Origin of the sequence: Pseudomonas oryzihabitans NBRC 102199 (assembly GCF_000730625.1) — a bacterium.
GTDB classification, from domain to species: domain Bacteria; phylum Pseudomonadota; class Gammaproteobacteria; order Pseudomonadales; family Pseudomonadaceae; genus Chryseomonas; species Chryseomonas oryzihabitans.
On the sequence record NZ_BBIT01000013.1, the window covers coordinates 25,178 to 51,645 of the forward strand.

Here is a 26,468-nt window from a genome sequence, read left to right on the forward strand (position 1 = left end):
CCTCTCCCTGGGAGAGGACCGCGCCTGCACCCGACCGCTTTTCCCCCTCTCCCTCCGGGAGAGGGCCGGGGTGAGGGCGAGCCTGCACCCACCCTTCCTTTTACCCGGCCGGCTACTGGCTTGGCCGGCCGGGTCTTTCCATACCTCTGACGGAGAACGACATGCGCGACATCGGCATCGGTCTGATCGGCACCGGCTTCATGGGTCATGCCCACGCCCAGGCCTTCCATCATGCGGCGAGCAGCTTCAGTTTGCCGGTCCGTCCGCGGCTGGTGGCCCTGGCCGACGCCGATCCGGAACGCGCCGCCCGCTGCGCCGACGCCTGGGGTTTCGTCCGCAGCTGCGACTGGGAGCGCCTGATCGCCGATCCCCAGGTCGAGCTGGTGGCCATCACCACCCCCAACCTGCTGCACGCGCCCATGGCCCTGGCGGCCCTGGCGGCCGGCAAGGCGGTCTATTGCGAAAAGCCCCTGGCGGTGAGCCTGGAGGAGGCCACGCGGATGCGCGACGCCGCGCGCCAGGCCGGGGTGGTCAACCGGGTCGGCTACAACTACCTGCAGAATCCCATGCTCAAGCAGGCGCGCGAATTGATCCAGAGCGGCGAGCTGGGCGAGATCGTCAGCTTCAGCGGCGAATTCAGCGAAGACTTCATGGGCGATCCCCAGGGACCCTTCACCTGGCGTTGCGAGACCCGCCAGGCAGGCGGCGCCCTGGCCGACCTGGGCAGCCATATCCTGTCGCTGGCGCGCTTTCTGCTCGGCCCGGTGGCGGCGCTGTGCGCCGATCTGCACACCGCCCATGGCCAGCGGCCCCACCAGGGCGGCACCCGCACGGTGGAGATCGACGACCAGGCCCATCTGCTGCTGCGCTTCGCCAATGGCGCCCGCGGCACCCTGACCACCAGCTGGCTCAAGCACGGGCGCAAGAATCGCCTGGCCTTCGAGGTCTGCGGCACCCGCGGCACCCTCAGCTTCGACCAGGAGCGCCTCAACGAACTGCGCCTCTACCAGGTCGGCGACCGTCCGGGCCTGGCTGGTTTCCGTACCCTGCTGGCCGGTCCGCACCTGCCGGACTACGCCGCCTTCTGTCCAGCCCCCGGCCACCAGCTTGGCTACAACGAACTCAAGACCCTGGAGGTCCGCTCGCTGCTGGAGGCCCTGGGCGGCAACCCCGATCACACCGGCGTCGACTTCCAGGAGGCCTGGGAGGTGGAGCGCCTGGCCCAGGCCGCGCGGCAATCGGCGCAGGAGGAGCGCTGGGTCAGACTCTAGTCTGGGGTAGGATGCCGGGATCATCCCGCGCGAGGATTGTCCCCTTTCCATGACCACACTCTCCGGCGACGGCCTCACCCCGGTCCGGCGCATGAAGCTCATCGCGCTGCTGCTGCTGTTCCTGGCGGCGGCGCTGTACTGCTTGGCCACCGCCCTCGAAGCCCGCCATCCGGCCTGGGGCTACGCCGCCGCCTTCGCCGAGGCGGCCATGGTCGGCGCCATCGCCGACTGGTTCGCGGTGACCGCGCTGTTCCGCCATCCGCTGGGCCTGCCGATTCCCCACACCGCCATCATCCCGCGCAACAAGGCCGGGGTCGGGCGCAAGCTGTCGGACTTCATCTGCCTGCACTTCCTCGCCACGCCCCAGGTGCTGGCCAAACTGGAGGAACTGGACGCCGCCGGGCGCCTGGCCGGCTGGTTGCGTCAGCCGGACAACGCCGCCGCGGTGGCCAGCCAGGCCACCGGCGTGGCCCGCTATTCCCTGGAGGCCCTGCGCGAGGTGCGGGTGCAGGCCTTCATCCGGCGGGTGGCGGTGGAGCGGCTGCAGCGCCTGGACGTGGCGGCGCTGTCCGGCGAACTGCTCGACATGCTGACCGCCGACGGCCGCCACCAGGCGGTGCTCGACGAGGTGCTGCAGGAGATTGATCGCCTGCTGCAGGACGAAGACACCCAGGCGCTGATCGCCCGCACCATTGGCGGCGAACTGCGCACCCTCAAATACCTGGGGCTGGACGAGCGGGTCGGGCGCTGGTCGGCGATCAAGGTGGTGCAGGCGGTGTCGCGGCTGATCGGCGAGATCAGCCATGACCGCGAGCACGAGTTGCGGCGGCATTTCGATGGCTATCTGGTCGGCTTCATCGAGCGCCTCAAGGAGGACCCGGCCTTTCGCCTGCGCGGTGAGCAGTTGCGCGACCGGCTGCTGGAGCACCCGGCGCTGGCGGGTTATCTGCAGGAGCTGTGGGACGAATTGGTGAACTGGCTGCAGGCGGATCTCGCCGCGCCGGATTCGCGCATCCGCCGGCGCCTGGGCCGGCTGCTGGCCGAACTGGGCGAGACCCTGAGTCGCGACGAGGCCATGAGACGCTGGATCAACGAACAGCTGATGGCGGTGGCGCCGCCCTTCATCGACCGCAACCGCCAGCGCATCGGCGATTACATCGCCGAGCGGGTAGCCGCCTGGGACACCGACGAACTGGTCCAGCAACTGGAGCAGAGCGTCGGCAAGGACCTGCAATTCATCCGCATCAACGGCACCCTGGTGGGCGGCCTGGTGGGGCTGGTGCTGCATGCGCTGACGCAGTGGTTCGGGCCGGGGTAGGGCAGCCCGAGCACGCGTGGAAAAGGCTGCGCCGTTTTCCACCCTACCGCTGCCTGCTCTAACGGTGTGGTTGGGTCCGGGCTAGGAGGCTTGGGCGCATCTTCATCGCGGCCATGGGCCGCTCCTACAAGAGCCTCATCCCCTCTAAGAGCGGCCGCATCGGCGGACCGCCATGGCCGCGATAGTATCGATTCCCGTAGCGTGGAAAACCGCGCAGCGTTTTCCACTGGCTGCCGCCGCTCAAGCTGATACATCGAGAACGTCACCCCCCTTGCCATACCACCCCCTCTCCCTCCGGGAGAGGGTCGGGGTGAGGGCAAGCCCGAGCGCCAAACGCCAAGGCCCCCTCCACCCATCACCCCACCCGCACCCAAGCGGCGCCGCGCGGACTAATCCCTAGAGTCCCTGACCCGAGCGTCCCATGTATCGAATCGGCTTTGCCTGCATGTACCGTCACCCCGAGCGCAGCCTGTCGCTCAAGGAACTGGAGCAGGTCGAGCGGGCCTTCAACACCCGCACCACCACCCTGCGCTGGCTGGGCAGCGTCGAGCGCGCCGCCGCCGAGACCAAGTTGCTGGACGTGGTCACCCACAACCTCGATGCCCAGCTGAGATTCGTCGAGCACGTCGCCGACCTGCCGGACAATCTGCGCATGCTGCGCCTGAGCAGCGACCTGCTGCCCTTCTACAGCCACGCCGAATTCGCCTACTTCTATCGCTCCCAGGAATTGCAGGCGTTGCTGGAGGATCGCTTCGGCCGACTGGGCGAGCTGGCGCGCCGCCGCGATGTGCGGCTGTCGCTGCACCCCGGGCAATTCTGCGTGCTGGGCTCGGATCGCCCGGAGGTGGTGGAAAACAGCCTGAAGGAATTCGAATACCACGCCGACATGATCCGCCTGATGGGCTACGGCCAGACATTCCAGGACTTCAAGTGCAACGTGCACATCGCCGGTCGCCTGGGCGTGCCGGGCATCCGCGCGGTCTGGCCGCGTCTTTCCAGCGAGGCGCGCAACTGCATCACCTTCGAGAACGATGAAAAGACCTATGGCGTCGACGACTGCCTGCAACTGGCCGACCTCGCCCCGGTGGTGCTGGACATCCACCACTGCTGGATCCACGAGGAGGCCTACATCGATCCCTGGGAGCCGCGGGTGGCGCGCATCATCGACAGCTGGCGCGGGGTGCGTCCGGCCATGCACTACTCCCAGCCGCCGGAGGCGCTGATGGAAATGGGCGTCTCGCCCAGCGAGCGCATCGACATCAAGTTCCTGCTGCAGCAGATCAGCAAGCGGCTGCTCTATGCCCACAGCGACATGATGTGGAACGACTGGTGCAATCGCTACGCCTGCCAGTTCCTTGACCGCTTCGACATCATGTTCGAAGCCAAGCACAAGAACGTCACGGTGCGGGATTTCTACGACCGCTACCTGGGCGGCGACGGCAGCCTGCCACCAGCGGATCACGACATCCTTGCGGGCCAGGATGCCGCCAACCCGTAGCGTGGAAAACCGCGCAGCGTTTTCCACAGGTGTGCGCTAATGCCATTAGTGGACAAGGCTACGCCGTTGTCCACGCTACGGGAGCTAGCCACGTAGGTTGGTCTGGGACGGCTCCATCGTCGAAGTCCAACAGGGATGTCCAACCTTGGGCGGTGTTGGGCTTCGCTGCGCTCAGCCCAACCTGCAAGAGCGCCGCAACATGCCGCAATGAGCCGGGCGGGCGATCGGCCGGAAGAACCGCTTAACTCAAGGGTCACCTTTCCGAATCCGATCGTCGCGAGGCCCGCCATGCCGACCCGTCGCCATTTCCTGCAGACCACCACCGCCCTGGCTGCGGCCGTGACCGCCGCGCCCTGGTTGTGGCAGAGCGCCCAGGCCGCCGAGCCGTTGCTGACCCGCAAGATTCCGCGCTCCGGCGAGGCGCTGCCCGTCATCGGCCTCGGCACCTCGGGCAATCTCGACGTCGACCTGAACGACGCCACCCTGGCGCCGCTGCAGGAGGTGCTCAAGGCGTTGCTCGACGGCGGCGGCACCCTGATCGACACCGCGCCCAGCTATGGCAATTCCGAACTGGTGGCCGGGGAGCTGGTCAGGCGGGCCCAGGCCCGCGACGAGGTCTTTCTCGCCACCAAGATTTCCTCTACCGGCCGCGAACGCGGCGCGGCGCAACTGGCCGCCAGCTTCAGGGCCCTGCAGACCGAGCGCCTGGATCTGGTCCAGGTGCACAACCTGCAGGACACCGCCAACCAACTGGCCCTGCTGCGCGAACAGCAGCAGGCCGGCAAGGTGCGCTATGTCGGCGTCACCCACTATCGCGAAGCGGCACTGGACGATCTGCTCGCTACCTTGAAAAAGGAAAAGGTCGACTTCGTGCAGTTCAACTATTCCGTGGGCGAGCGCGAAGCCGAAAAACGCCTGCTGCCCTATTGCCGCGACCAGGGCATCGCCGTGCTGATCAATAGACCCTTTCAGCGCGGCAACCTGCTCGCCGGCACCCGTGGCAAGCCACTGCCGCCGCTGGCGGCCGAACTGGGCGCGACCAACTGGGCGCAGCTGCTGCTCAAGTTCATCCTCGCCGACCCGGCGGTGACCGCGGTGATCCCCGCCACCAGCAATCCGCGCTACATGGTCGACAACCTCCAGGCCGGACGCGGGCGGCTGCCCGATGCGCGCCAGCGCGAGGCCATCGCCGGGCTGTTCGCCTAGATGAAGGACTGGCTCGGTCGCGTCCTCGACGCCCGCGCCGGTGAATCGTCCGCAGCCCTGGCGGGCTTTGCGCTGTTTCTCTGCCTGTTCGCCGGCTACTTCATGCTGCGGCCGATCCGCGAGGCCATGGGCATCGCCGGCGGCGTGGAGAATCTGCAGTGGCTGTTCACCGCCACCTTTGTGGTGATGCTGCTCGCCGTGCCGCTGTTCGCCTGGCTCAATTCGCGGGTGGCGCGGATTTGCTTCGTCGACTGGGTCTACGGCTTCTTCGCCCTCAACCTCCTAGCCTTCGCCGCCTGCTTCGCCAGCCTGGGCGACAGCGTCTGGCTGGCACGCACCTTCTATGTCTGGATCTCGGTCTACAACCTCTTCGTGGTCTCGGTGGCCTGGAGTCTGATGGCCGATGTCTTCGACGGCGCCCAGGCGCGGCGGCTATTCGCCTTCATCGCCGCCGGGGCCAGTGTCGGCGGGCTGCTCGGGCCGGTGCTGGCCGCCGCCCTGGCGCCCCTGATCGGTGAAGCGGGCCTCGCGCTGCTGGCCGCCGCGCTGCTGCTCCTGGCGCTCAGGCTCAAGGCCTATCTGATGGGCTGGCGCGAGACCCGCGGTGCCGGACGCCCGGGTGCGCCGCCGACCGAAAGCCCACGTCGCCCGGTGGCCGGCAATCCCTTCAGCGGCCTGACCCGGGTGCTGGCCTCGCCCTATCTGCTGGCGGTGAGCGCCTTCGTCATCCTGCTGGCCACGGTCAGCACCTTTCTCTACTTCGAGCAGGCGCGACTGGTGGCCGAGCTGTTTCCCGATCGCGCTCGCCAGGTGCAGGTGTTCGGCCTGCTGGACTTCGTGGTCCAGGCCGGTGCCCTGGCCAGCCAGGTGCTGATCACCGGTCGCCTGGCCCAGCGCCTCGGGGTGCGGGTGCTGCTGGCCGGGGTGCCGCTGCTGATGTGCATCGGCTTCCTGGGCCTCGCGCTGCTGCCCACCTTCGCCGTGCTGGCGGGGCTGATGATCGTCAGGCGGATCGGCGAATACGCCTTCATCCGCCCGGGCCGCGAGATGCTCTTCGCGCCGCTGGACGCCGAGACCCAGTACAAGGCCAAGAACTTCATCGACACCGTGGTCTATCGCGCCGGTGACGCCGCCAGCGGCTGGGCCAAGAGTCTGCTGGATCTGCTCGGCCACGGCGCCTGGCTGCCGGCGCTGGTGGGTGCCGGCTGCGCGGCGCTCTGGGCCTGGCTCGGCTTCTACCTGGGCCGGCGCGCGGATCAGGCGGCCCAGGCCGGCGAGGCGGAGCAGCGCTGAATGCCGGCTGAATCGTTGTAGCCGGAAACACACCGGGGCTCCGAGGGGCGACCGGCGGGGTGCTAAGGTAAGGCCTCTTCCTCGCCTCAGGGCCCTCCATGTTCCGCTCCCGCGCCATGATGTATCTGGTTCTCTTCGCCCTGCACCTGTTCATCGGCCTCAGCGTCATCGGTGACCTCGGGCTGACGCCGGCCGCCCAGCTACCCTTCTGGGCCCTGCTGCTGCTGTCCTTCGTCCTGGTCCCCCTGGGCTTTCGTTCGCGGGACATGAATTCGCGCCTGCTGGCCTGGGCGGCGCTGATCGCCATGGGCGTGTTCTCCAGCCTGGCGGTGTTCAGCCTGCTGCGCGGTCTGGTGGTGGCCCTGGCCAGCCTCATCGGTCAGCCGCTGGACGCCGCCTGGCGCGTCGGCAGTGCCTGGGCGGTGCTGGGACTGGTGCTGCTGGTGGCCCTGCGCAGCGTCTACAACGCCCGCCGCACGGCCAGGGTCAAGGAAGTGGAAGTGGCCTTGCCCAGCCTGCCCTCCGGCCTGGACGGACTGCGCATCGTGCAACTGAGCGACCTGCACATCGGCCCGACCATCAAGGCCGGCTATCTGCAACGCATCGTCAACCGGGTCAACGGCCTGGACGCCGATCTGGTGGCCATCACCGGTGACCTGGTGGACGGCAGCGTGGCTGAACTGCAGCACGAATTCCTGCCGCTGCAAGGGCTCAAGGCGCGCTTGGGCACCTACGCCATCACCGGCAACCACGAATACTATTCCGGCGCCGAAGCCTGGGTGCGCACCTGGCGCGACCAGGGCCTGACCGTGCTGCTCGACGAGCATCGGGTGCTGCAGCACCAGGGCACGCCCTTCGTGCTGGCCGGCATCACCGACTACTCGGCGCCGCTCTATGTGCCCAGCCACCGCAGCGACGCCGCCGCCGCCTTCGCCGGCACCCCGGAAGGCCTGTTCCGCCTGCTGCTGGCCCATCAGCCGCGCTCGGCGCCCAAGGCCGAAGCCGCCGGCGCCGACCTGCAGCTCTCCGGCCACACCCACGGCGGCCAGTTCTGGCCCTGGATGCACTTCGTGCGCCTGCAGCAACCCTGGGTGGCCGGCATCCACCGCCTGGGTCGACTGACCGTCTACATCAGCCGCGGCACTGGCTACTGGGGCCCGCCGCTGCGTTTCGGCGCGCCGAGCGAGATCACCCTGATCAGGTTGCGGCGGGGGTAGGGTTGGCTCTGACAGCGGCCTTGAACAGCCGCTGTTCGATGAAGTCGACGAACACCCGGACCTTGGGGGAAAGATGGCGGCTGGAAGGCCAGAGCGCCCAGAACTGGCCTTCGTCCTGGGTATAGGCATCCAGCAGCGTCTCCAGCCGGCCCGCCGCGAGGGCTTCTCGCACCAGGAAGTCCGGCATGAAGGCAATGCCATGGCCGTTCTGCGCCGCCATGAGGATGGCTTCCATGTTGTTGAGGACCAGGGTGGCCGGCAGGTGCAAACGGGTAAGCAACGGGTCGGCTGACAGGCTCCAATCCATGATCTTGCCGGTAGTCACGAAGCGGTAGCGCAGACAGTCATGCCGCTCCAGGTCTGCCGGGAAAGTGGGATGACCACGCCTTTGTAGATAGCCGGGTGCGGCGCACAGCAGGAAGCGGAAGGGGCCTAGGCGCCGGGCCATCAATTTGTTATCCGCCAGGCCACCGCTGCGGATGACCACATCGAAACCTGCGTCGATCACATCCACCAGCTCATCGTTGAAGTCCAGCTCCAGTTCGATCTGCGGATAGTGCTCTCGAAAGGGAGCGAGGTGAGGAAGCAGAAAACGATAGCCGATGGTTGGCAGGCTGACCTTGAGTCGGCCTTGGGGCGTTCGCGCCGTCTGGGAGAGCAGCGCCCGGGCCTCCTCCAGCTCATCCAGAACCCGCTTGCAGCGCTCGTAGAACAGGGCACCTTCCGGGGTGAGACTGACCTTGCGCGTGCTGCGATGAAACAGTCGCACCTGCAGCGAGGCTTCGAGCTTGGCCACGTTCTTGCCGACGGCGGACGCCGAGATGCCCATGGCCTGGCCGGCATTGACGAAGCTCAAGGCATCCGCGGTCTTCACGAAGGCGACCAAGCTGGTCAGGCTGTCCATTCCGATTGAGTCCTTTTGCTCCGTTATCAGTGGATGTTAGCCCTGTTTATCCCCGATTGCTTCCTGGTTATGGTGGATCAAAGCCCGTCGCGCGCTCACCCCGGCAGTCTGGCCCACTGCCGAATTCGCAGGACTCTCTTCATGTACAGGTCTCCAGCTGTGGCCATGCCCATGGCGCCCGCTCGTTATCCGATCGTCTTCGCCATCTGCCTGGCCGCCCTGGTATTGCCGCTGAGTTTCACGGGCGGTGCGGTGGCAACGCCTGCCATAGGCGCGGCGTTGCACGCCGATGCCGTGGCTATGGCCTGGATCACCAATGCCTTCATGCTCAGCTTCGGCAGCCTGCTCATGGCTGCGGGAACCCTGGCCGATCGCTATGGCCGCAAGCGACTCTTTCTCGCCGGTGTGGCGAGCTTCACCCTGGTCTCCCTGCTGCTTGCGGTGGCCCCTTCGATCCTCTGGTTCGATGGCTTGCGAGCCGCTCAGGGCGTGGCAGCCGCCGCGGCCCTGGCGGGAGGCAGCGCGGCCCTGGCACAGGAATTCGAGGGGGCGGCGCGCACGCGGGTCTTCAGCCTGCTCGGCACGACCTTCGGACTGGGGTTGGCCTTTGGTCCGTTGCTCTCCGGGATCTTGCTGGACGAGTGGGGCTGGCGGGCCATTTTCCTGGGTATCGCCTTGCTGGCCGGCAGTGCCGCGCTGGTCGCCTGGAAGTGGCTGCGGGAGAGTCGCGATCCGCAGGCGAGTCGGCTCGATGTTCCGGGGGTACTGTACTTCTCCGGTACGCTGATCGCCTTCACCTCAGCCATCATTCTGGGGCCGCACCAGGGATGGACGTCGCTCGAGGTGACGTCGCTGCTCTTGCTCACCGCGCTTGGCTTGCTGCTGTTCGTGCGCGGGCAGCTGAGGAGTCGACGCCCGATGCTGGAGTTGCGGCTGTTCCGCCTGCCGCGCTTTCTCGGGGTGCAGCTGCTGCCCATCGGGACCTGCGTCTGCTACATCGTCTTCATCGTCCTGTTGCCCCTGCGTCTGATCGGGGTAGAAGGCCTGGGGGCGACCCAGGCGGGTCTGATTCTGCTGGCCCTGACCCTGCCGTTGCTGGTGGTCCCGCTACTGGCGGCCTGGCTGACGCGTTGGCTGCCTGCCGGTTACCTCTGTGGCTTCGGCTTCCTACTCGCGGCGATGGGTCTGCTGGCGCTCAGCCGCCTCCCCGTGGGTGGCGAACTGCCGGCGCTGCTGCTGTGCCTGACCTTGATCGGCCTGGGGACAGGGTTGCCCTGGGGGCTGATGGATGGCCTGGCGCTCAGTGTCGTCCCCAAGGAGCGGGCCGGCATGGCCGCCGGTATCTTCAATACCACTCGGGTCGCGGGGGAGGGGGTCGCCCTGGCGATGGCCTTGGCGATCTTGAGCACCTTGATAGAAGGGCAGCTCGCCCAGGGGCTGGCCGACTGGTCCGCCCCGGCGAGGCTGGCGTTGGCTCAGCAAGTGGCGCTGGGCGATCTCGAGAATCTACCTCTGGCCACGTCCGCCGTGCTCCAAGGTGCTTACCTGCATAGCTTCGCTACCCTGCTGCAAGGCGCGAGTCTGGTGACCGCGCTGATCGGGCTGGTCACGCTGCTGATGCTCAGGCCCACACGCCCAAGCTAGAGCGATTCGGCAGGTTTGGCCAAGGGATCATCCAACCCGACGGTGCCTGGATGATCCCCTGGCCACCACTGTTCAGCAGGGCCGAATACCCCAAAGTTTCTAGCGTGAATCCGTGATCTACACGGAAAAAGTCCCTTGCCCTCATGGCGTAAGTTCTTATCCTCACCTCAACTTCACCAGGACGCGCCAGCGTCCAAGGACAAACTGCAACACGGATAAGGATGTATCGCCATGACGAGGACAGTGGCTTTCTTGCTGGTCCCCGAGGTGCTGATGCTGGATTTCGCCGGGCCGGTGGAGGTGTTCTCCATCGCCAATCGCTATCTGCCGGCGGCCGACCACTATCGCATCGTGACCATCGCCGCGGGGCGGCGGCGGACCCTGCGTTGTTCGAATGGCATGACGATACGCACGGAGCTCACCACCCAGCAGCCGCCGGGAGCCTACGACCTGCTGCTGGTGCCCGGCGGGCCGGGTGCCTATCTGGAGCCCCATCCCGACGTCGCGGCCTGGCTACGGCAGGTGCCCGCGCAGTGCCCGCGCTACGGGGCGGTCTGCACCGGCACCTTTCTGCTCGGCAGCGCCGGTCTGCTCGATGGCCGGCGGGTGACCACCCACTGGAATTATCGCGAACGCCTGGCGCGCCGTTTTCCCCGCGCCCAGGTGACCGCCGATGAGATCTACCTGAGCGACGGCCCGCTGCTCACCTCGGCCGGAGTCACCGCCGGCATCGACCTGGCGCTGGCGCTGGTGGCCGAAGACCACGGCAAGGCCATCGCCCGGGAGGTGGCCAAGGTGCTGGTGGTGGTGACCCAGCGGCAGGGCAAGCAGGCCCAGTTCAGTCCGCTGTTCGACGAGCCGGAGGCGACCACCGCCATCACCCGGGTGCAGCAGCATGTCGTAGCGAACATCGACCAGGCCTATTCGATCAGCCGGCTCGCCGAACTCGCCACCATGGGCACCCGCAACTTCGCCCGGGTGTTCAAGCGCGACACCGGCATGACGCCCCTGGAGTTCGTGCTCAGGGCGCGCATCGATCATGCGCGCGAATTGCTGGAGACCTCCGAGCTGCCGCTGAAGACCGTGGCCTTTCGCAGCGGCTTCGCCAGCGATCGCTGCATGCGCGCCGCCTTCCAGAGCCATCTGGGGCTGACCCCGGCGCAGTACCGCTACCAGTTCAGCTGAACGCAGCTGCGGATGGCGGTATCACGCCCATCGATGGCAGCTTCTGGCCGTAGATCGTCATACGCCTTGCCTGGGCAGCGGCCAGAATGGTCATACCTATCAGCAAGGAGAGGCGCCTACCGGCGAGGGGCTGCGGAGCCAGGTGCCCGCAGGACCCGCAGCGAGGGGGCGCGACATGGTCATGCAAGAGCCCAAGTCCCTGGAAGACGCCAGTGCCTTCCGCTTCTGCGGCCTGGTCCTGGATGCGCGCCGGCGCCTGCTGCTGGATGGCGAGTGGCCGCTGCCCCTGAGTGGGCGCGCACTGGATATCCTGCGGGTGCTGCTGGAGCACCCCGGCGAGCTGGTCGGCAAGCAGACCCTGATGGCCCGGGTCTGGCCCGGCGCCGTCGTCGAGGACATCAATCTGCGGGTGCACATCTCGGCCCTGCGCCGGGTGCTGCGGCCCTACAGCGATCGGGATCCCATTCTCAGCGCCCGGCAGCGCGGCTACGGCTTCGCCCTGGCGGTGGAGCGCCTGAACGAAGCGGACCTCACGCCGCTGGCCGAGACGCCGCTGCCCCTGACGCCCCTGGAGGGGCGCGACACCAGCCTGGTCGAATTGCGCCGTCTGCTCGCGCAACGTCGCCTGGTGTCGGTGGTGGGCACCGGCGGTGTCGGCAAGTCGCTGCTGGTCCAGCACCTGCTGCCCACGCTGGAAGACTTCGCTGACGGGATCCAGAGTCTCGATCTTGCGGCGCTGGGCCACATGATGGCGCTGGTGGACCGTCTCGCCAGTGACCTGGGCCTGGCCAGCGGTAGTGGCCTGCCGGCGCTGCAGGAGGCGCTGGCCACGCGGCGCCTGCTGCTGGTGCTGGACAACGCCGAGCGCCTGGTCGAACCCGCGGCCTGGCTGGTGGAAAACCTGCTGCAGGGCTGTCCGCAACTCAGGGTGCTGGTCACCAGTCGCGAAGCCCTGCGGGTGGAAGGCGAGGCCGTGTTGCGCCTGGCGCCGCTGCCGGTCGCGCAACCACCCGCGCGGCAACTGCGCGACGCCATGCGCGAGCCGGCCTTTCGCCTGTTCGTCCGACGTGCCCGGGCGCGCCTGCCGGGGCTGCAGCTGCGGCCGGCCGACGTGCAGCTGGTGGGCGAGATCTGCCGCCGCAGCGAAGGCGTGCCCCTGGCGCTGGAGATCCTGGCCGAGCAGGTGGCGGCGCTGGGCCTGGCGGGGGTACTGGCGCAACTCGACGGCGGCTATTACCTGAGCGTGGCCGGACGGCGCACGGCGGCGCAACGCCAGCGCAGCCTTGGCGCCATGCTCGACTGGAGTCTGCACAGCCTGAGCGAGTCGGAATTCGCCGTGCTGGCGACCCTGGCCGAGGCCGGCGAGCGCTTCAGTCGTCAGCAGGCCCTGCGCCTGGCGGCGCAGCGCGGGCTGGAGGAGGCCTTGTTCATCCCCCTGCTGGGGCAACTGGTGGACAAGTCGCTGATCCTGGTCGAAGGCAGCGGGGCGGCCCTAGGCTACCGCCTGCTGGCCATGCTGCGGCTGCACCTGCGCCAGTTCCGTCAGCAACCGCCGCTCCAGGGCCTGCTGTTGCCAGGCCAGCGGCGGGACCCCGACGGCGCGGGTGAACACCCGGCTCAGATGCGCCTGATCGAAGAAGCCGCACTCCAGGGCGATCGCCGCCAGGGGTAGTCGGTGCTCGGCGAGCAGGTGCCGGGCACGGTCGATGCGTTGCTGACGCAACCATTCCAGGGGGGCGAGTCCGGCGCTGAGCTTGAACTGGCGGGTGAAGTGACTGCGCGACAGGCCGCAGACGGAGGCGACCTGGCTGACGCTGATGCCGCGCTCCAGATGCTGCAGCAGGACTTCCTTGGCCAGCCGTTCCTGCCAGGCTGCCAAACCGACCAGTCGGGTACTGGATAGAGCCAGGGTGCTATCGACGGTCATGGACATGGCGCTCTCCCTATCAAACCAGCCGCGTGGCGCGACCGCCTGGATGAGAATGATTCCGTGCAGTTGTCTGACGTGCGAGTTGGCTATCGTTAATTAGCGTTAAGACGGCAACCGTCTAGGCGCAATACTGTCGCGACGGACTTGGCCGAGCGTGCCGGCGGGCCAGCAGGTGCCAGCCCAGCAGGGCGAGACCGAGCAGTCCGGCGAGCAGCAGGGGCGCCGGGCCATAGGCCTGGAGTCCGTCGAGCAGGGCCAGGATGTGCGCCTCGAACAGCCGACCCAGGGCCAGACCGGAGCCGATCCACAGGGTGGCGCCGCCCAGGTCGTAGGCCAGGAAGCGCCGCAGGGGCATGGCACTGGCCCCGGCGCTGAGGGTGGCGAGGGCCGCGGCGCCGGGAATGAACTTGGCCACCAGCAGCAGGCCGGGCAGGCGGGTGGCGGCCGGGACATGCCCCGGCAGATGGCGCAGCAGCCAGGCACCATGCCGCCGACCGGCCCAGTACCAGAGCAGATCGGCCACCCCGGTGACCGCCACGGTAGCCAGCAACGCCAGGAGCAACTCGGCCTCATCGGCCGCCGCGCCCATCACCACCAGCGAGGGATAGGCCGGTACCGGCAGGCCCAGCTGTTCGCCAAAGACGTTCAGCGTCAGCCAGAGGGTGGCGTTACCGGCCACCAGGGAGGTCAGGGCTTGGGTGCTCATGGCGCGTTCTCGGCAAGGGGAGGCCGACTGAGCGGCCTCCGGGCTTGGCGCCTGCTACTACCTAGGCGCAGACAGGGTCAGGGCATTTGCGGCAGTTCGTTGGGCCGCAGATCGAACACCAGCACCTCGGCGTCGGTGCCGTGGGCCAGTTGCAGCTCGCGCTCGCCGCGCAGCCTTGCGCCGTCACCGGCCTGCAGCAGGACGCCGTTCAGCTCCAGGCTGCCGCGGGCGACGTGCACATAGGCATGGCGCTCGGGGGCCAGTTGCAGGCGGGCGCTCTCGCTGCCGTCGAACAGCCCGGCGTAGACGCGGGCGTCCTGGCGCACTTCCAGCGAACCCTCGGCGCCGTCCGGCGAGATGATCAGGGCCAGGCGACCACGCTTGGCCTCGGCGCTGAAGTGCTGCTGCTGGTAGCGCGGTTCGGCGCGGCGCACGTTGGGCACGATCCAGATCTGCAGAAAGTGCACCCGCTCGCTTGCGGAGTGGTTGTACTCGCTGTGGCTGACGCCGCTGCCGGCGCTCATCAGCTGGACGTCACCGGGGCGGATCACCGAGCCGGTGCCCAGGCTGTCCTGGTGCTCCAGGGCGCCTTCGAGCACATAGGAGAAGATCTCCATGTCGCGATGCGGGTGCTCGCCGAAGCCCTGGCCCCCGGTCACGGTGTCGTCGTTGATCACCAGCAGGTCGGAAAAGCCCTGTTCCGCCGGATTGCGGTAGCTGGCGAAGGAAAAGGTGTGGAAGGACTTGAGCCAGCCGTGGTTGGCGGCGCCGCGATCGGAAGCTTTACGAATGGCCAGCATGATGAGGCTCCTTGTCTGAAGGGGGCGCGGTCTGTACCGACGCCATGGAAGTCATCCTACTGTGGCGCTGCGGTTTGATTAACGGGCTGGGAGGAGAATGGTCGTCCTATCCTGGTTGACGATGTCTCGGGCTGGGTGGCGTCAGATCCTGGTCCGCGATCACCGAACCGGGCGCGGACGGCCAGGCCAGAGCCGTACCGCCAGGGCCAGCAGGGCGGTGGCCAGCGCCAGGCCGGCGACGCCATTCCAGCCCAGCCGGGCCAGCAGCAGACTGCCCAGGGCCGCACCGCTGGCCATGCCGATGAACATGCCGGTGAAGAGCACCGCGTTGAGTCGGCTGCGCGCCTCGGGTTCCAGGCCGTAGACCTGGGCCTGGTGGGCGATCAGGGTGGCCTGGACGCCCAGGTCGAAGACCACCGTCGCCAGCGCCAGCAGCACCAGACCGGTCACGCCTGGTAGCCAGGGCAGCAGGAGCAGGCTGGCGAAGGCCAGGGCCGCCAGGCCGATGCCCAGCCGCGTTACCCACTCCGAGCCATGGCGATCCGCCAGGCGGCCGGCCCAGGGCGCGGCCAGGGCACCGGCGGCACCGGCCAGGCCGAAGGCGCCGGCGGCGGCGCTGCCCAGCTGGAAGGGCCCGGCGTGCAGATAGAGGGCGAGGGTCGACCAGAAGGCGCTGAAGCCGACCGACAGCAGGGCTTGCGCCAGGGTCGCCCGGCGCAGGGCGGCATGGCGGCGCCAGAGCGCGCCCAGGGAGCCGAGCAGGGCCGGATAGCTGAGTTGGGTGGTGGCGGCGAAGGCGGGCAGGCCGCGCCAGACCGCCACGCCGATGGCGGCGATGCTCAGGGCGGCGAACAGATAGACCGCCCGCCAGCCAAGCCACTCGCCCACCAGGCCGCTGACCACCCGGGACAGCAGGATGCCCAGCAGCAGGCCGGTCATCACCGTGCCGACGATGCGTCCGCGCTCGGCCGGCGGCGCCAGGGTCGCGGCGGCGGGCACCAGGTCCTGGGCCACGGTGGCGGCCAGCCCGGTCACCAGGCTGGCCAGCAGCAGCCCGTGCAGCCCGGGCGCCAGGCTGGCGCCCAGCAGCGCCAGCAGCAGTACGGCCAATTTGGCCAGGATGATGCGACGGCGGTCGAAGCGATCACCCAGAGGTGCGAGCAGCAGCAGACCCAGGGCATAGCCGAGCTGGGTGAGGGTGGGTATCAGCCCGACGTCGGCAGCGGGCGCGGGCAGGGCAGTGGCCAGGGTGCCCAGCAGGGGTTGGCTGTAATAGAGGTTGGCCACGCTGAGGCCGGCGCCGGTGGCCAGCAGGCCGAGCAGGGCAGGGGACAGGCCGGTACGGTGCGCTGAGGTCGGGCTATGCGGGAGTGGAATATCGGTCATGGCGGTTCATCCGGTGGGAAGACGATGAGCGCATTCTCGACCAGAGCTGTCGCTACCTGTAGCCGAACGCCAGGTACAGGGGGTATACGTAGGCCGTATGAACAGTACCTTTTCCCACGACCGTCTCGACCTGCTGGAGACCTTCGTCCGCATCGTCGAGGCCGGCAGTCTGTCGGCGGCCGCGCGCCAGCTCGGCACCACCCAGCCCACCGTCAGCCGACGGCTGCAGGCACTGGAAGCGGCGCTGCAGGTGCGTCTGGTGCAGCGTTCGACCCACGCCCTGCGGCTGACCGAGGATGGTCAGCGCTGCTATCGCCAGGCCCAGCAACTGCTCGGCGACTGGCAGGCCTTCGCCGCCGCCCTGCACGGCGCCCATGCCGAGCCCGAGGGACGGCTGCGGGTGGTGATGCCCCATGCCTTCGGCCAGGAGCAGTTGCTCGATCCGCTGGAGACCTATCTGCGGCGCTATCCGGGCATGCAGGTGGACTGGGTGCTCAGCGACCGGGCACCGAATTTCGTCGCCGATGGCGTCGACTGCGCGATTCGGGTGGGGGCGGTGGAGGATCCGGACACCGTGGCGGTGCGCCTGGGCGATGTCCAGCGCATCCTGGTGGCGGCGCCGGACCTGGCAGGCACGCTGAGGGCACCCGAGGAGCTGACGGCGCTGCCCTGGATCGCCATGACCCAGTTCTACCAGACCGAATTGCGCCTGCAGCTGGGTTCTTCTGGCGAAAGCCGGCTGATCCCCTTGCGGGCGCGGCTGGCCACCGAGAGTCTCTTCGTCGCCCGGCATGCCGCGGTGCGGGGGCTGGGCTGCGCGGCGCTGTCGCACTGGATGGTACGCGAGGACGTCGCCACGGGGCGCCTGGTGCATCTGCTCCCCGAATGGCAGGCCGCGCCCCTGCCGATCTATCTCATCTATCCCTACGCCCGGGTCTATCCGGCGCGGTTGCGTCTGTTCCTCGAGCTGGTGCGCGAGGCCTGCGCCAGGATGCTGGATGTGACGGCGCCCGCCTGAACCCAAGGATCCAGGCGGGCGCAACGAGCGAGGGCGATCAGGCCAGCCGGGCCGCCCGCAGCGGTCGCCGGCCATCCAGGCTCAGGGCCCCGGCGCCGAAGGCCGCCACCTGCAGCAGGCCCCCGGCGATGGCGACGTTCTTGAGGAAGTGGATCAACTGATTCTGGTCGGCGAAGTGGCTGTGGAACACCAGGGCGGTGACCAGGGTGAAGGCGGCCATGGCCAGGGCCACCGGCCGGGTGCGATAGCCGATCAGCAGCAGGCTGGCGAGGCCCAGCTCCACCACCAGGGCGCCCAGGTAGGCGAGGTCCGGGAAAGGCAGGCCCATGGCGGCGATGTAGCCCTTGGTGGCGGCCGGGGCGAGCAGTTTGCCCACGCCACTGAACAGGAAGAGGCTGGCGAGCAGCAGGCGGCCGGTGGTGGCGGTGAGGGCTTGGGTGGTGTTCATCGTCAGCTGTCCTTTAAAGGTCTGGCATCCGGCTTGGATGCGATGGGCGCAGATTACTGTCCACCTTGAAATCGATTAAGTAGCTGGTCGGCGTTTTACCGTCACGCATGAGTTGACTGTTCGGCACGTTCAGGCCGCTGTTGTGACCTGAATCCTTTCACCTGCACGCCACAGCACAGGCGTACAAAAACCAGCACAGACGTCCAAGGCCGCTCCCCAGCGTCCGGGCGAAAGTCCGCCCCATCGACGGCGCGGGGCTTTTCTCGCAGCCGACTCTTTCACCAGGAGGATGGCCATGCGCGAGACGCGACTGGATCTGGGACTCTTGTTCCTGCGCCTGGGTGGCGCCGGACTGCTCCTGGCGGTACACGGCCTGCCCAAGGCGCTGCATTTCCGCCAGCAGCTCGGCCTGATCGAGGACCCGCTGCACCTGGGTGCCTGGCCGACCCTGGGTTTCGCCGTCTTCGCCGAGGTGCTCTGCCCGCTATTGATCGCCCTCGGCTGGGCGACGCGCCTGGCCTGCCTGCCGATCCTGGGGCTGCTGCTGATCGCCCTGCTGGTGGTGCATCCGCAGTGGTCGCTGGAAGAGGGTCAGTTCGGCTGGCTGCTGCTGGTGCTGTTCGGCACCCTGGCACTCACCGGACCGGGTCGCTACTCGCTGGAGGCGCGGCTGGCCAGGCGTCACGCCGCCCAGGGCGGATTCGCCAGGGCCCTGTCATGAGCACCGCGCTCGGGCAGGACCTGCACCAGGCGCACGGCCGCATCGTCACCCTGGTGATCCGCCACCAGCCCCTGGCCGGCCAGCACCAGGCCTATCAGCGCTGGTTGCAGCGCGCCGTCAGCGTCGCCCGCGCGGCCTGCGGTCACCTCGGTGTGGACGTCATCCCGCCGGCCGAGGAGGGCGCCGCCTTCACCACCCTGGTGCGCTTCGCCGACGTCGACCAACTGCAGGCCTGGCTGGCCTCGCCGGAGCGCCAGGCGCTGATCGCCGAGGTGGCGCCGCTGCTGCGCGAGGCCGATGCGCCCGAGGTGCATGCCGACGCCGAATTCTGGTTCAAGCCGCCACGCCCCGGCGTGCGTCCGCCACCGGCCTGGAAGCAGGCGGTGCTCACCTACCTGGTCATCGCGCCCCTGACGATGCTGATCCCGCCGCTGTGGCAGCCGCTGTTCGCGCGCTATCCGCTGCTGGCCGGACCGGTGCCCAGCAACCTGCTGATCACACTGTGCATCGTGCCGCTGGTGGTGTTCCTGATCATGCCGAGGGTGAGCCGCCTGTGCGCGCCCTGGCTCAACGCCCGCTCGGGCGCCTTTTCCACTCCCCCCACCGCTAGAGGCGAACAACCATGAGCACCTTTACCACCCGCGACGGCGTCGAGATCTATTTCAAGGACTGGGGCAGCGGCAAGCCCGTGCTGTTCAGCCACGGCTGGCCGCTTGACGCCGATATGTGGGACTACCAGATGCACCATCTGGCCGCCAACGGCTATCGCGCCATCGCCTTCGACCGCCGCGGTTTCGGGCGCTCCGGCCAGCCGTGGAACGGCTACGACTACGACACCTTCGCCGACGACATCAAGGAGCTGATCGAGCACCTGGATCTGCGCGACGTCACCCTGGTGGGCTTCTCCATGGGCGGTGGCGACGTCAGCCGCTACCTGGCGCGCCACGGTTCGGCGCGGGTCGCCAAGCTGGCGCTGCTCGGCGCCGTCACCCCGCTGTTCGGGCAGAAGCCGGATTTCCCCCAGGGCGTCGACCAGGGCGTCTTCGACGGTATCCGTGGTGGTCTGCTCAAGGACCGCGCCCAGTTCCTCGCCGACTTCGCCCCGGTCTTCTATGGCACCAACAAGGGCCAGGAGGTCTCCGCAGGCGTCTTCACCCAGACCCTCAACATCGCCTTGCTGGCGTCGCTGAAGGGCACCCTGGACTGCGTCACCGCCTTCTCGGAAACCGACTTCCGCCCGGACATGGCCAAGGTCGACGTACCCACCCTGGTGATCCACGGCGACGCCGACCAGGTGGTGCCCTTCGAAACCACCGGCAAGCTCGCCGCCGAGCTGATCCGCGGCGCCGAACTCAAGGTGTACGCCGGCGCACCCCACGGCTTCGCGGTGACCCACGCCGAGCAACTGAACCGCGACCTGCTGGCCTTCGTCGCCCGCTGAACCTTCCCGGGCGCCCTGCGCCCGGGCTTCTGACCCTGGTCCCGGAGGCCACATGCAACACGCCGATCTGATCCTGCACAACGGCAAGCTCCACACCGTCGATCCCGAGCGCCCCGAAGCGACCGCGGTCGCCATCAGGGACGGCGTCTTTATCGCCGTGGGCAGTGACAGCGACGTCATGGCCTATCGCGGCCCTGCCACCCAGGTGGTCGACCTGCGCGGGCGCCGCGCCATTCCCGGCCTCAACGACTCCCACCTGCACCTGATCCGCGGCGGTCTCAACTACAACCTGGAGCTGCGCTGGGAGGGCGTGCCCTCGCTGGCGGATGCCCTGCGCATGCTCAAGGACCAGGCCGAGCGCACCCCGGCGCCCCAGTGGGTGCGGGTGGTGGGCGGCTGGAACGAATTCCAGTTCGCCGAGCGCCGCCTGCCGACCCTGGACGAACTCAACCAGGCGGCGCCGGACACCCCGGTGTTCATTCTCCACCTCTACGACCGGGCGCTGCTCAATCGCGCCGCCCTGCGGGTCGTGGGCTACACCAGGGACACGCCCAATCCGCCAGGCGGCGAGATCCAGCGCGATGCCCGCGGCGAGCCCACCGGCATGCTCATCGCCCGGCCCAACGCCATGATCCTCTACGCCACCCTGGCCAAGGGGCCCAAGCTGCCGCTGGAATACCAGGTCAATTCCACCCGCCAGTTCATGCGCGAACTCAATCGCCTGGGGCTGACCAGCGCCATCGACGCCGGCGGCGGCTTCCAGAACTACCCGGACGACTATCAGGTGATCCAGGAACTGGCCGACGCCGACCAGCTCACCGTGCGCATCGCCTACAACCTCTTCACCCAGCGGCCCAAGGAAGAGCTGACCGACTTCAAGAACTGGACCAGCAGCGTCACCCTGCACCAGGGCACCGACTTCCTCCGCCACAACGGCGCCGGCGAGATGCTGGCCTTCTCGGCGGCCGACTTCGAGGACTTCCTCGAACCGCGCCCGGACCTGCCGCCCACCATGGAAGCCGATCTGGAACCCGTGGTGCGCCACCTGGTGGAGCAGCGCTGGCCGTTCCGCCTGCACGCCACCTACGACGAATCCATCTCGCGGATGCTCGACGTCTTCGAGAGGGTCAACCGCGACGTGCCCTTCAACGGCCTGCCCTGGTTCTTCGACCACGCCGAGACCATCAGCCCGCGCAACATCGAGCGGGTCAAGGCGCTCGGCGGCGGCATCGCCATCCAGGACCGCATGGCCTTCCAGGGCGAATACTTCGTCGACCGCTATGGCGCCCAGGCGGCCGAGCAGACCCCGCCGATCCAGCGGATGCTGGCCGAAGGCGTGCCGGTGGGTGCGGGGACCGACGCCACCCGCGTCTCCAGCTACAACCCCTGGACCTCGCTGTACTGGCTGGTCAGTGGTCGTACCGTCGGCGGTCTCGCGCTCTATCAGGAAGGTCTGCCACGGGCCACCGCGCTGCAGCTGTTCACCCAAGGCAGCGCCTGGTTCTCCTCGGAGCAGGGCAAGAAGGGCCAGCTGCGGGTGGGCCAGCTGGCCGACGTGGCGGTGCTCTCGGCGGACTTCTTCACGGTCGAGGAAGAGGCCATCAAGCACCTGGAGTCGGTGCTCACCGTGGTTGGTGGCCGCATCGTCCATGGCGCCGAGGAATTCGATCGTCTGGGTCCGCCGCCCTTGCCGGTCACCCCGGACTGGTCGCCGGTGGTCAAGGTGCCCGGTCACTGGAAACCCGGTGCGCCCCTGCAGGCCGCCGTGCATCAGTGCGCCGGTGCCTGTGCCGTGCATGGCCACGGCCATGAGCGGGCGCGCCAGAGCCGGGTGCCGGTGAGCGACTTCAGTGGCTTCTGGGGCGCCTTCGGCTGCTCCTGCTTCAGCTTCTGAGGAGCGCCGCCATGACCGCCGCCGCCGTGACTCCCAACGCCGCCTCGCCCTGGCAGCCGCTGCGCCAGCGCACCTTTCGCTGGTTGTGGCTGGCCAGCATCGCCTCCAACATCGGTACCTGGATGCACGAGGTGGGCGCCGGCTGGCTGATGACCTCGCTGTCCGCCAGCCCCCTGGCGGTGGCCCTGGTGCAGGTGGCGGGGGCGTTGCCGATGTTCCTACTGGCGCTGCCGGCCGGCGCCCTGGCCGACATCGTCGACCGGCGCCGCTATCTGCTCGGCGTGCAGCTGTGGATGGCCGCGGTGGCCCTGGCCCTGGCCGGCCTGACCCTGGCCGGCTGGATGACCGTACCGCTGCTGCTGGGCCTGACCCTGGCCATGGGCGTGGGCACCGCGCTGATGCTGCCGGCCTGGTCGGCGCTGACCCCCGAGCTGGTCGACAAGAGCGAGTTGCCCGCTGCCATCGCCCTGTCCAGCCTGGGCATGAACGTGGCCCGCGCCCTCGGCCCGGCCCTGGCCGGGGTGCTGGTCAGCCTGGCCGGTCCCTGGCTGACCTTCGCCCTCAATGCCGTCTCCTTTTTTGCCGTGATCGTCGCGCTCCTGACCTGGCGACGCCAACCTGCAGCCGCCGTGCTGCCCGCGGAGCGCCTGCTGGGCGCCGTCCGGGTCGGCTTCCGCTATGCCCGCAGCTCGCTCCAGCTGCAGGTGGTGCTGGCCCGGACCGCCGCGTTTTTCCTCGGCGCCAGTGCCGGCATGGCCCTGCTGCCCCTGCTGGTACGCCAGGCCCTGCAGGGCACCGCCCTGGATTTCGGCATCCTGCTCGGCTGTGTCGGCCTGGGCGCCATCGGCGGCGCCATGCTCCTGCCGCGCCTGCGTGAAAGACTCTCCAGCGACCTGCTGGTGGCCGGCGCCAGTGCCCTCTATGCGCTGGTCCTGCTCGGCCTGGCCTGGATCCGCGACTTCGCCTGGCTGTTGCCGGTGATGCTGGCCAGCGGCCTGGCCTGGATCGCCGTGCTCTCCAGCCTGCAGGTGGCCGCCCAGACCGCCGTACCCGCCTGGGTGCGCGCCCGCGCCCTGGCCGTCTATATCCTGGTGTTCTTCGGCACCAGCGCCCTGGGCGGCTTCCTCTGGGGCGCCCTGGCCAGTCATTTCTCCCTGAGCGTGGCGCTGAGCGCGGCGGCCGGGGTGCTGCTGGCCGGCATCGGGCTGACCTGGCGCCTGCGCCTGCCGGTCACCCCGGCGGCGGACATCGCGCCTTCGCTGCACTGGCCGGCGCCCATCCTCGACGACTCCCTGGACCGCGAGCGCGGCCCGGTGATGGTCACCCTGGAATACGACATCGCCCCCGAGCACGGCCCGGCCTTTCGCCAGGCCATGCAGGCGGTGGGCGCCATGCGCCGGCGCAACGGCGCCTTCTCCTGGGCGCTGCTGCAGGACAGCGCCGAGCCGCGCCGCTGGCAGGAATTCTTCTGCGACGAATCCTGGCTGGAACACCTGCGCCACCACCACCGCGTCACCCAGGGCGAACAGCGCCTGGAAGCGGCGGCGCGGCAGTACCAGACCCCCGGCGTACCCATCGCCATCCGCCATCTCCTGGGCGGCGCCTAGCGCAGCCCGTTACCTCATCAACCACCCCCCGAGGACTCCACCATGAGCAAGCCCTACAACCGTCTCGACAAGAACGATGCCGTCGTCCTGCTGATCGACCACCAGGCCGGTCTGATCTCCCTGGTGCAGGATTTCACCCCCAGCGACTTCAAGAACAACGTCCTGGCTCTGGCCAACAGCGCCAAGTTCTTTGGTCTGCCCACCATCCTCACCACCAGCTTCGAGCAGGGCCCCAACGGACCGCTGGTGCCCGAGCTGATCGAGCTGTTCCCCGAGGCGCCGTACATCGCCCGTCCCGGCCAGATCAACGCCTGGGACAACGAAGACTTCGTCGCCGCCATCAAGGCCACCGGCCGCAAGCAGCTGATCATCGCCGGCGTGGTGACCGACGTCTGCGTGGCCTTCCCGGCGCTGGCCGCCATCGCCGAAGGCTTCGACGTCTTCGTGGTGACCGATGCCTCCGGCACCTTCGACAAGACCGTGCAGCAGGCCGCCTGGGCACGCATGAGCGCCGCCGGCGTGCAGCTGATGAACTGGTTCAGCGTGGCCTGCGAACTGCACCGCGACTGGCGCAACGACATCGAGGGCCTGGGCGCGCTGCTGTCCAACCACATCCCCAACTACCGCAACCTGATGACCAGCTACGCCAAGCTGGCCGCCAAGTAAGGTAAACGAAGTCAGGCGCCTCTCCCGGCGCCTGACCTTCGCGGAGGGATGCCGTGAACCGCAACGACCTGCGCCGCATCGACCTGCACCTGCTGGTGGTGTTCGAAAGCCTGATGCACGAGCGCAACCTCACCCGCACCGCGGAAAAGCTCTTTCTTGGCCAGCCGGCCATCAGCGCCGCCCTGGTGCGCCTGCGACAGTTCTTCGACGATCCCCTGCTGGTGCGCAGCGGTCGCGCCATGGAGCCCACGCCGCGCGCCCTGGCCATTCTCGAACGGTTGCGTCCGGCCCTGGACGGCCTGTCCAATGCCTTGAGCGAGGTCGACGACTTCGACCCCGGCGCAAGTCGCGCGGTGTTTCGCCTGGGCATGTCCGACGACGTCGAGTGCGGCCTGCTGCCGCCGCTGCTGGCCCATCTGCGCGAGGTGGCGCCGCACTGCGTGCTGGTGGTGCGCAACGCCAACTTCCTGCTCCTGCCCGGGCTGCTGGCCAGTGGCGAGGTGTCCCTGGGCATCAGCTACACCACCCAGCTGCCGGCCAACGCCAAGTGCCGCACCCTGAGGCACATCCGCGCCCTGGTGGTCCGCGCCGACCGCGATCCCGCGCCCCTGACGCTGGACGACTACTGCGCCCGGCCCCATGTGCTGGTGTCCATGTCCGGCGATCTCTGCGGCAACATCGACGACGACCTGGCGCGCCTCGGCCGCAGTCGCAAGGTGGCCCTGGGCGTCCCCCACTTCAACGGCCTCGGCGCCCTGCTGGCCGGTAGCGAATTGCTCGCCACGGTGCCCGACTACGCCGCCCGGGCGCTGGCCGCCGGTGGCAGTCTGCGCCTCGAGGAACCGCCGTTTCCCATCGTCCCGGCCAAGCTGTCGTTGGTCTGGCGCGCGGCCCAGGACCAGGACCCGGGCGAGCGCTGGCTGCGCGGCGAGATCATCAGATTCATGGGCGAGAACCCCTAGCGCCGCGGCCATCAGCGTCGTCGATAAGCGCTATCCGCCGGTACGATTTATGGGGGAGGGGGTTGGCTTCTTAGGATGGCTCCATATTGTTTGGAGCCACTCCCATGAATCTCGCCGCCCTTCGTAATACCCTCCGCCTGCTGGCCTGCGCCGGCTTCCTCGCCCTGCTGGCCGGCTGCGCCAGCTCCCACAACGCCTACCTCAGGGATGGCAGCACGGCCTACCTGGTGCAGTGCAACGGGGTCTTCGGCAGCTGGTCCGGCTGCGCGGGCGAAGCCGCGGCGCGCTGCCCCACCGGCAGCTATCAGGTTCTCGCCCGCAACCACCTGGACGGCGCCAGCGAAGCCCAGGCCGAAGCCAGCGTCGCCGGCCAGTCCTACCCGGTGCGCAACCTGCTGGTGCAGTGCCAGGGCGAACAGCTGGCCTGGCGGGTGGGCAACTTCGTGCGCCAGCAGCCGGTCAGCGAGGGCTGAGGGTAGCTCCGCAGGCCGTCGAGCGTCCTGCCACGGCTGAACACCGGCTCGAATAACTCCCTCTCCCTCCGGGAGAGGGCTGGGGTGAGGGTACGCCCCGCACAACGACCTCACCCCTGGAAAAGGCTGCGCCGTTTTCCAAGCTACGGTTCAAATAGAGCTGAGCGCCTGCACGGCTAGCCCCCTCTCCCTCCGGGAGAGGGTTGGGGTGAGGGCGCTCCCCGCGCAACGGCGCCACCCCCGGAAAAGGCTGCGCCGTTTTCCAGGCTACGGTTCAAATAGAGCTGAACGCCTGCACGGCTAGCCCCCTCTCCCTCTGGGAGAGGGTTGGGGTGAGGGCGCTCCCCGCGCAACAACGTCACCCCTTTGAAAAGGCCGCGCCGTTTTCCAGGCTACGTTTCTGCGCGGGCTTTTAGGCGCGGCCGTACCGGCGGACCACCCGGCGGTCATTCCTCAAACATGCTCCAGGAAATTCAACAGCCTCCCACCAGGATCGCGGACAAAGAAGCGTCTCACGCCCCAGGGCTCCATCACCGGACCGTACTCCGGCACGTAGCCCGCGCCCTCCAATCGACGCAAGACCTCGTCCAGGTCATCGACCTCCAGCGACAACTCCGGCACCGGCGTGCCCGAGCCACCTTCCATCGCGAAGCTGACCTGGGGAGTGGTCTGGCCGGCGCCGACGAAGGTCAGGATCCAGCCATGGTCCATAGCCAGCGTCAGCCCCAGCAGCTCACCGTAGAAGACCTTGGCGGCGGCCAATTGCGCGGTGGCGATGTTCGGTACGATGCGCGTGATCTGCATGGCTGAAATCTCCGGCGGTACGGGCCTGACAGCTTAGCAAGGGCCGCTGCCAGGCTGTCACTCGCGTCTCGCGGCG

General features: G+C 68.5%; 24 protein-coding genes and 1 pseudogene. 18 read left to right on the forward strand and 7 right to left on the reverse strand.

The features are described from left to right. Window positions 1–161: 161 nt before the first annotated feature. From POR01S_RS13870 to POR01S_RS13895, 6 genes are all read left to right on the forward strand, one after another. Entirely contained in the window at window positions 162–1,271 is a 1,110-nt protein-coding gene (locus tag POR01S_RS13870; protein WP_042136530.1) for a Gfo/Idh/MocA family protein, read from the forward strand. A gap of 49 nt (window positions 1,272–1,320) precedes the next feature. Further along, complete coding sequence (locus POR01S_RS13875) at window positions 1,321–2,589, forward strand: DUF445 domain-containing protein (protein ID WP_027599144.1); 1,269 nt, start codon at window positions 1,321–1,323, stop codon at window positions 2,587–2,589. Window positions 2,590–3,010: 421 nt separating this feature from the next. After that, complete coding sequence (uvsE, locus tag POR01S_RS13880; RefSeq protein WP_042136532.1) at window positions 3,011–4,087, forward strand: UV DNA damage repair endonuclease UvsE; 1,077 nt, start codon at window positions 3,011–3,013, stop codon at window positions 4,085–4,087. Between the two features lie 288 nt (window positions 4,088–4,375). Then, on the forward strand, window positions 4,376–5,293 hold the full coding sequence (locus tag POR01S_RS13885) for an aldo/keto reductase (RefSeq protein WP_042136534.1): 918 nt from the start codon (window positions 4,376–4,378) through the stop codon (window positions 5,291–5,293). Then, window positions 5,294–6,586: an NTP/NDP exchange transporter gene (locus POR01S_RS13890; RefSeq protein WP_042136536.1), complete on the forward strand. Its 1,293-nt coding sequence runs from the start codon at window positions 5,294–5,296 to the stop codon at window positions 6,584–6,586. Window positions 6,587–6,684: 98 nt separating this feature from the next. Beyond that, window positions 6,685–7,803, forward strand: a complete 1,119-nt coding sequence (locus tag POR01S_RS13895; protein ID WP_042136538.1) for a metallophosphoesterase — start codon at window positions 6,685–6,687, stop codon at window positions 7,801–7,803. On the opposite strand, the gene POR01S_RS13900 is transcribed toward POR01S_RS13895, so the two are convergent. Continuing rightward, window positions 7,784–8,707, reverse strand: a complete 924-nt coding sequence (locus POR01S_RS13900) for a LysR family transcriptional regulator (protein ID WP_042136540.1) — start codon at window positions 8,705–8,707, stop codon at window positions 7,784–7,786. The genes POR01S_RS13895 and POR01S_RS13900 overlap by 20 nt on opposite strands. 141 nt (window positions 8,708–8,848) lie before the next feature. Between POR01S_RS13900 and POR01S_RS13905 the strand changes: the two genes are divergently transcribed. The 3 genes and pseudogenes from POR01S_RS13905 to POR01S_RS24140 form a co-directional block, all read left to right on the forward strand. Beyond that, a complete protein-coding gene (locus POR01S_RS13905) occupies window positions 8,849–10,351 on the forward strand; it encodes an MFS transporter (RefSeq protein WP_042136542.1) in 1,503 nt (500 codons plus the stop codon). A gap of 231 nt (window positions 10,352–10,582) precedes the next feature. Continuing rightward, entirely contained in the window at window positions 10,583–11,536 is a 954-nt protein-coding gene (locus tag POR01S_RS13910; RefSeq protein ID WP_169853366.1) for a GlxA family transcriptional regulator, read from the forward strand. Between the two features lie 181 nt (window positions 11,537–11,717). Beyond that, window positions 11,718–12,407: pseudogene (locus POR01S_RS24140) on the forward strand (winged helix-turn-helix domain-containing protein); the annotation flags it as partial. Window positions 12,408–13,028: 621 nt separating this feature from the next. On the opposite strand, the gene POR01S_RS23430 reads toward POR01S_RS24140, so the two are convergent. The 4 genes from POR01S_RS23430 to POR01S_RS13935 form a co-directional block, all read right to left on the reverse strand. Further along, window positions 13,029–13,469: a helix-turn-helix domain-containing protein gene (locus POR01S_RS23430; RefSeq protein WP_044342902.1), complete on the reverse strand. Its 441-nt coding sequence runs from the start codon at window positions 13,467–13,469 to the stop codon at window positions 13,029–13,031. 115 nt (window positions 13,470–13,584) lie between these two features. Further along, a complete protein-coding gene (locus POR01S_RS13925; RefSeq protein ID WP_007161531.1) occupies window positions 13,585–14,172 on the reverse strand; it encodes a DedA family protein in 588 nt (195 codons plus the stop codon). A 77-nt stretch (window positions 14,173–14,249) separates the two neighbouring features. Next, window positions 14,250–14,972 carry a pirin family protein gene (locus POR01S_RS13930; RefSeq protein ID WP_027602851.1) on the reverse strand — a complete coding sequence of 241 codons (723 nt, stop codon included), beginning with the start codon at window positions 14,970–14,972 and terminating at the stop codon, window positions 14,250–14,252. A 159-nt stretch (window positions 14,973–15,131) separates the two neighbouring features. Further along, the gene (locus POR01S_RS13935; RefSeq protein WP_042136545.1) at window positions 15,132–16,358 is read right to left on the reverse strand and encodes an MFS transporter; all 1,227 of its coding nucleotides are present in this window, start codon (window positions 16,356–16,358) and stop codon (window positions 15,132–15,134) included. 97 nt (window positions 16,359–16,455) lie between these two features. On the opposite strand from POR01S_RS13935, the gene POR01S_RS13940 reads away from it, so the two are divergent. Beyond that, entirely contained in the window at window positions 16,456–17,376 is a 921-nt protein-coding gene (locus POR01S_RS13940) for a LysR family transcriptional regulator (RefSeq protein WP_042136547.1), read from the forward strand. 37 nt (window positions 17,377–17,413) lie between these two features. Here the strand turns inward: POR01S_RS13940 and POR01S_RS13945 are convergent, their stop codons facing one another. Next, entirely contained in the window at window positions 17,414–17,824 is a 411-nt protein-coding gene (locus POR01S_RS13945) for a DoxX family protein (RefSeq protein WP_042136548.1), read from the reverse strand. 295 nt (window positions 17,825–18,119) lie between these two features. On the opposite strand from POR01S_RS13945, the gene POR01S_RS13950 reads away from it, so the two are divergent. From POR01S_RS13950 to POR01S_RS13985, 8 genes are all read left to right on the forward strand, one after another. Beyond that, window positions 18,120–18,545: a DoxX family protein gene (locus tag POR01S_RS13950; RefSeq protein WP_027599156.1), complete on the forward strand. Its 426-nt coding sequence runs from the start codon at window positions 18,120–18,122 to the stop codon at window positions 18,543–18,545. Beyond that, the gene (locus POR01S_RS13955; RefSeq protein ID WP_042136552.1) at window positions 18,542–19,171 is read left to right on the forward strand and encodes an antibiotic biosynthesis monooxygenase; all 630 of its coding nucleotides are present in this window, start codon (window positions 18,542–18,544) and stop codon (window positions 19,169–19,171) included. The genes POR01S_RS13950 and POR01S_RS13955 overlap by 4 nt, the downstream gene beginning before the upstream one ends. Next, complete coding sequence (locus POR01S_RS13960; protein ID WP_042136554.1) at window positions 19,168–19,986, forward strand: alpha/beta fold hydrolase; 819 nt, start codon at window positions 19,168–19,170, stop codon at window positions 19,984–19,986. The genes POR01S_RS13955 and POR01S_RS13960 overlap by 4 nt, the downstream gene beginning before the upstream one ends. 52 nt (window positions 19,987–20,038) lie before the next feature. Beyond that, window positions 20,039–21,880, forward strand: coding sequence for an amidohydrolase (locus tag POR01S_RS13965; RefSeq protein WP_042136556.1), 1,842 nt, complete (start codon window positions 20,039–20,041; stop codon window positions 21,878–21,880). An 11-nt stretch (window positions 21,881–21,891) separates the two neighbouring features. Next, on the forward strand, window positions 21,892–23,487 hold the full coding sequence (locus POR01S_RS13970) for an MFS transporter (RefSeq protein WP_042136558.1): 1,596 nt from the start codon (window positions 21,892–21,894) through the stop codon (window positions 23,485–23,487). A gap of 42 nt (window positions 23,488–23,529) precedes the next feature. After that, window positions 23,530–24,153, forward strand: coding sequence for an isochorismate family cysteine hydrolase YcaC (gene ycaC, locus POR01S_RS13975; RefSeq protein WP_042136560.1), 624 nt, complete (start codon window positions 23,530–23,532; stop codon window positions 24,151–24,153). A gap of 53 nt (window positions 24,154–24,206) precedes the next feature. Then, entirely contained in the window at window positions 24,207–25,115 is a 909-nt protein-coding gene (locus POR01S_RS13980) for a LysR family transcriptional regulator (protein WP_027602859.1), read from the forward strand. A gap of 104 nt (window positions 25,116–25,219) precedes the next feature. Further along, complete coding sequence (locus POR01S_RS13985) at window positions 25,220–25,588, forward strand: hypothetical protein (RefSeq protein ID WP_042136561.1); 369 nt, start codon at window positions 25,220–25,222, stop codon at window positions 25,586–25,588. 453 nt (window positions 25,589–26,041) lie between these two features. Here POR01S_RS13985 and POR01S_RS13990 read toward each other — a convergent pair whose 3' ends face one another. Beyond that, complete coding sequence (locus tag POR01S_RS13990; protein WP_027602861.1) at window positions 26,042–26,392, reverse strand: VOC family protein; 351 nt, start codon at window positions 26,390–26,392, stop codon at window positions 26,042–26,044. Window positions 26,393–26,468 lie beyond the last annotated feature (76 nt).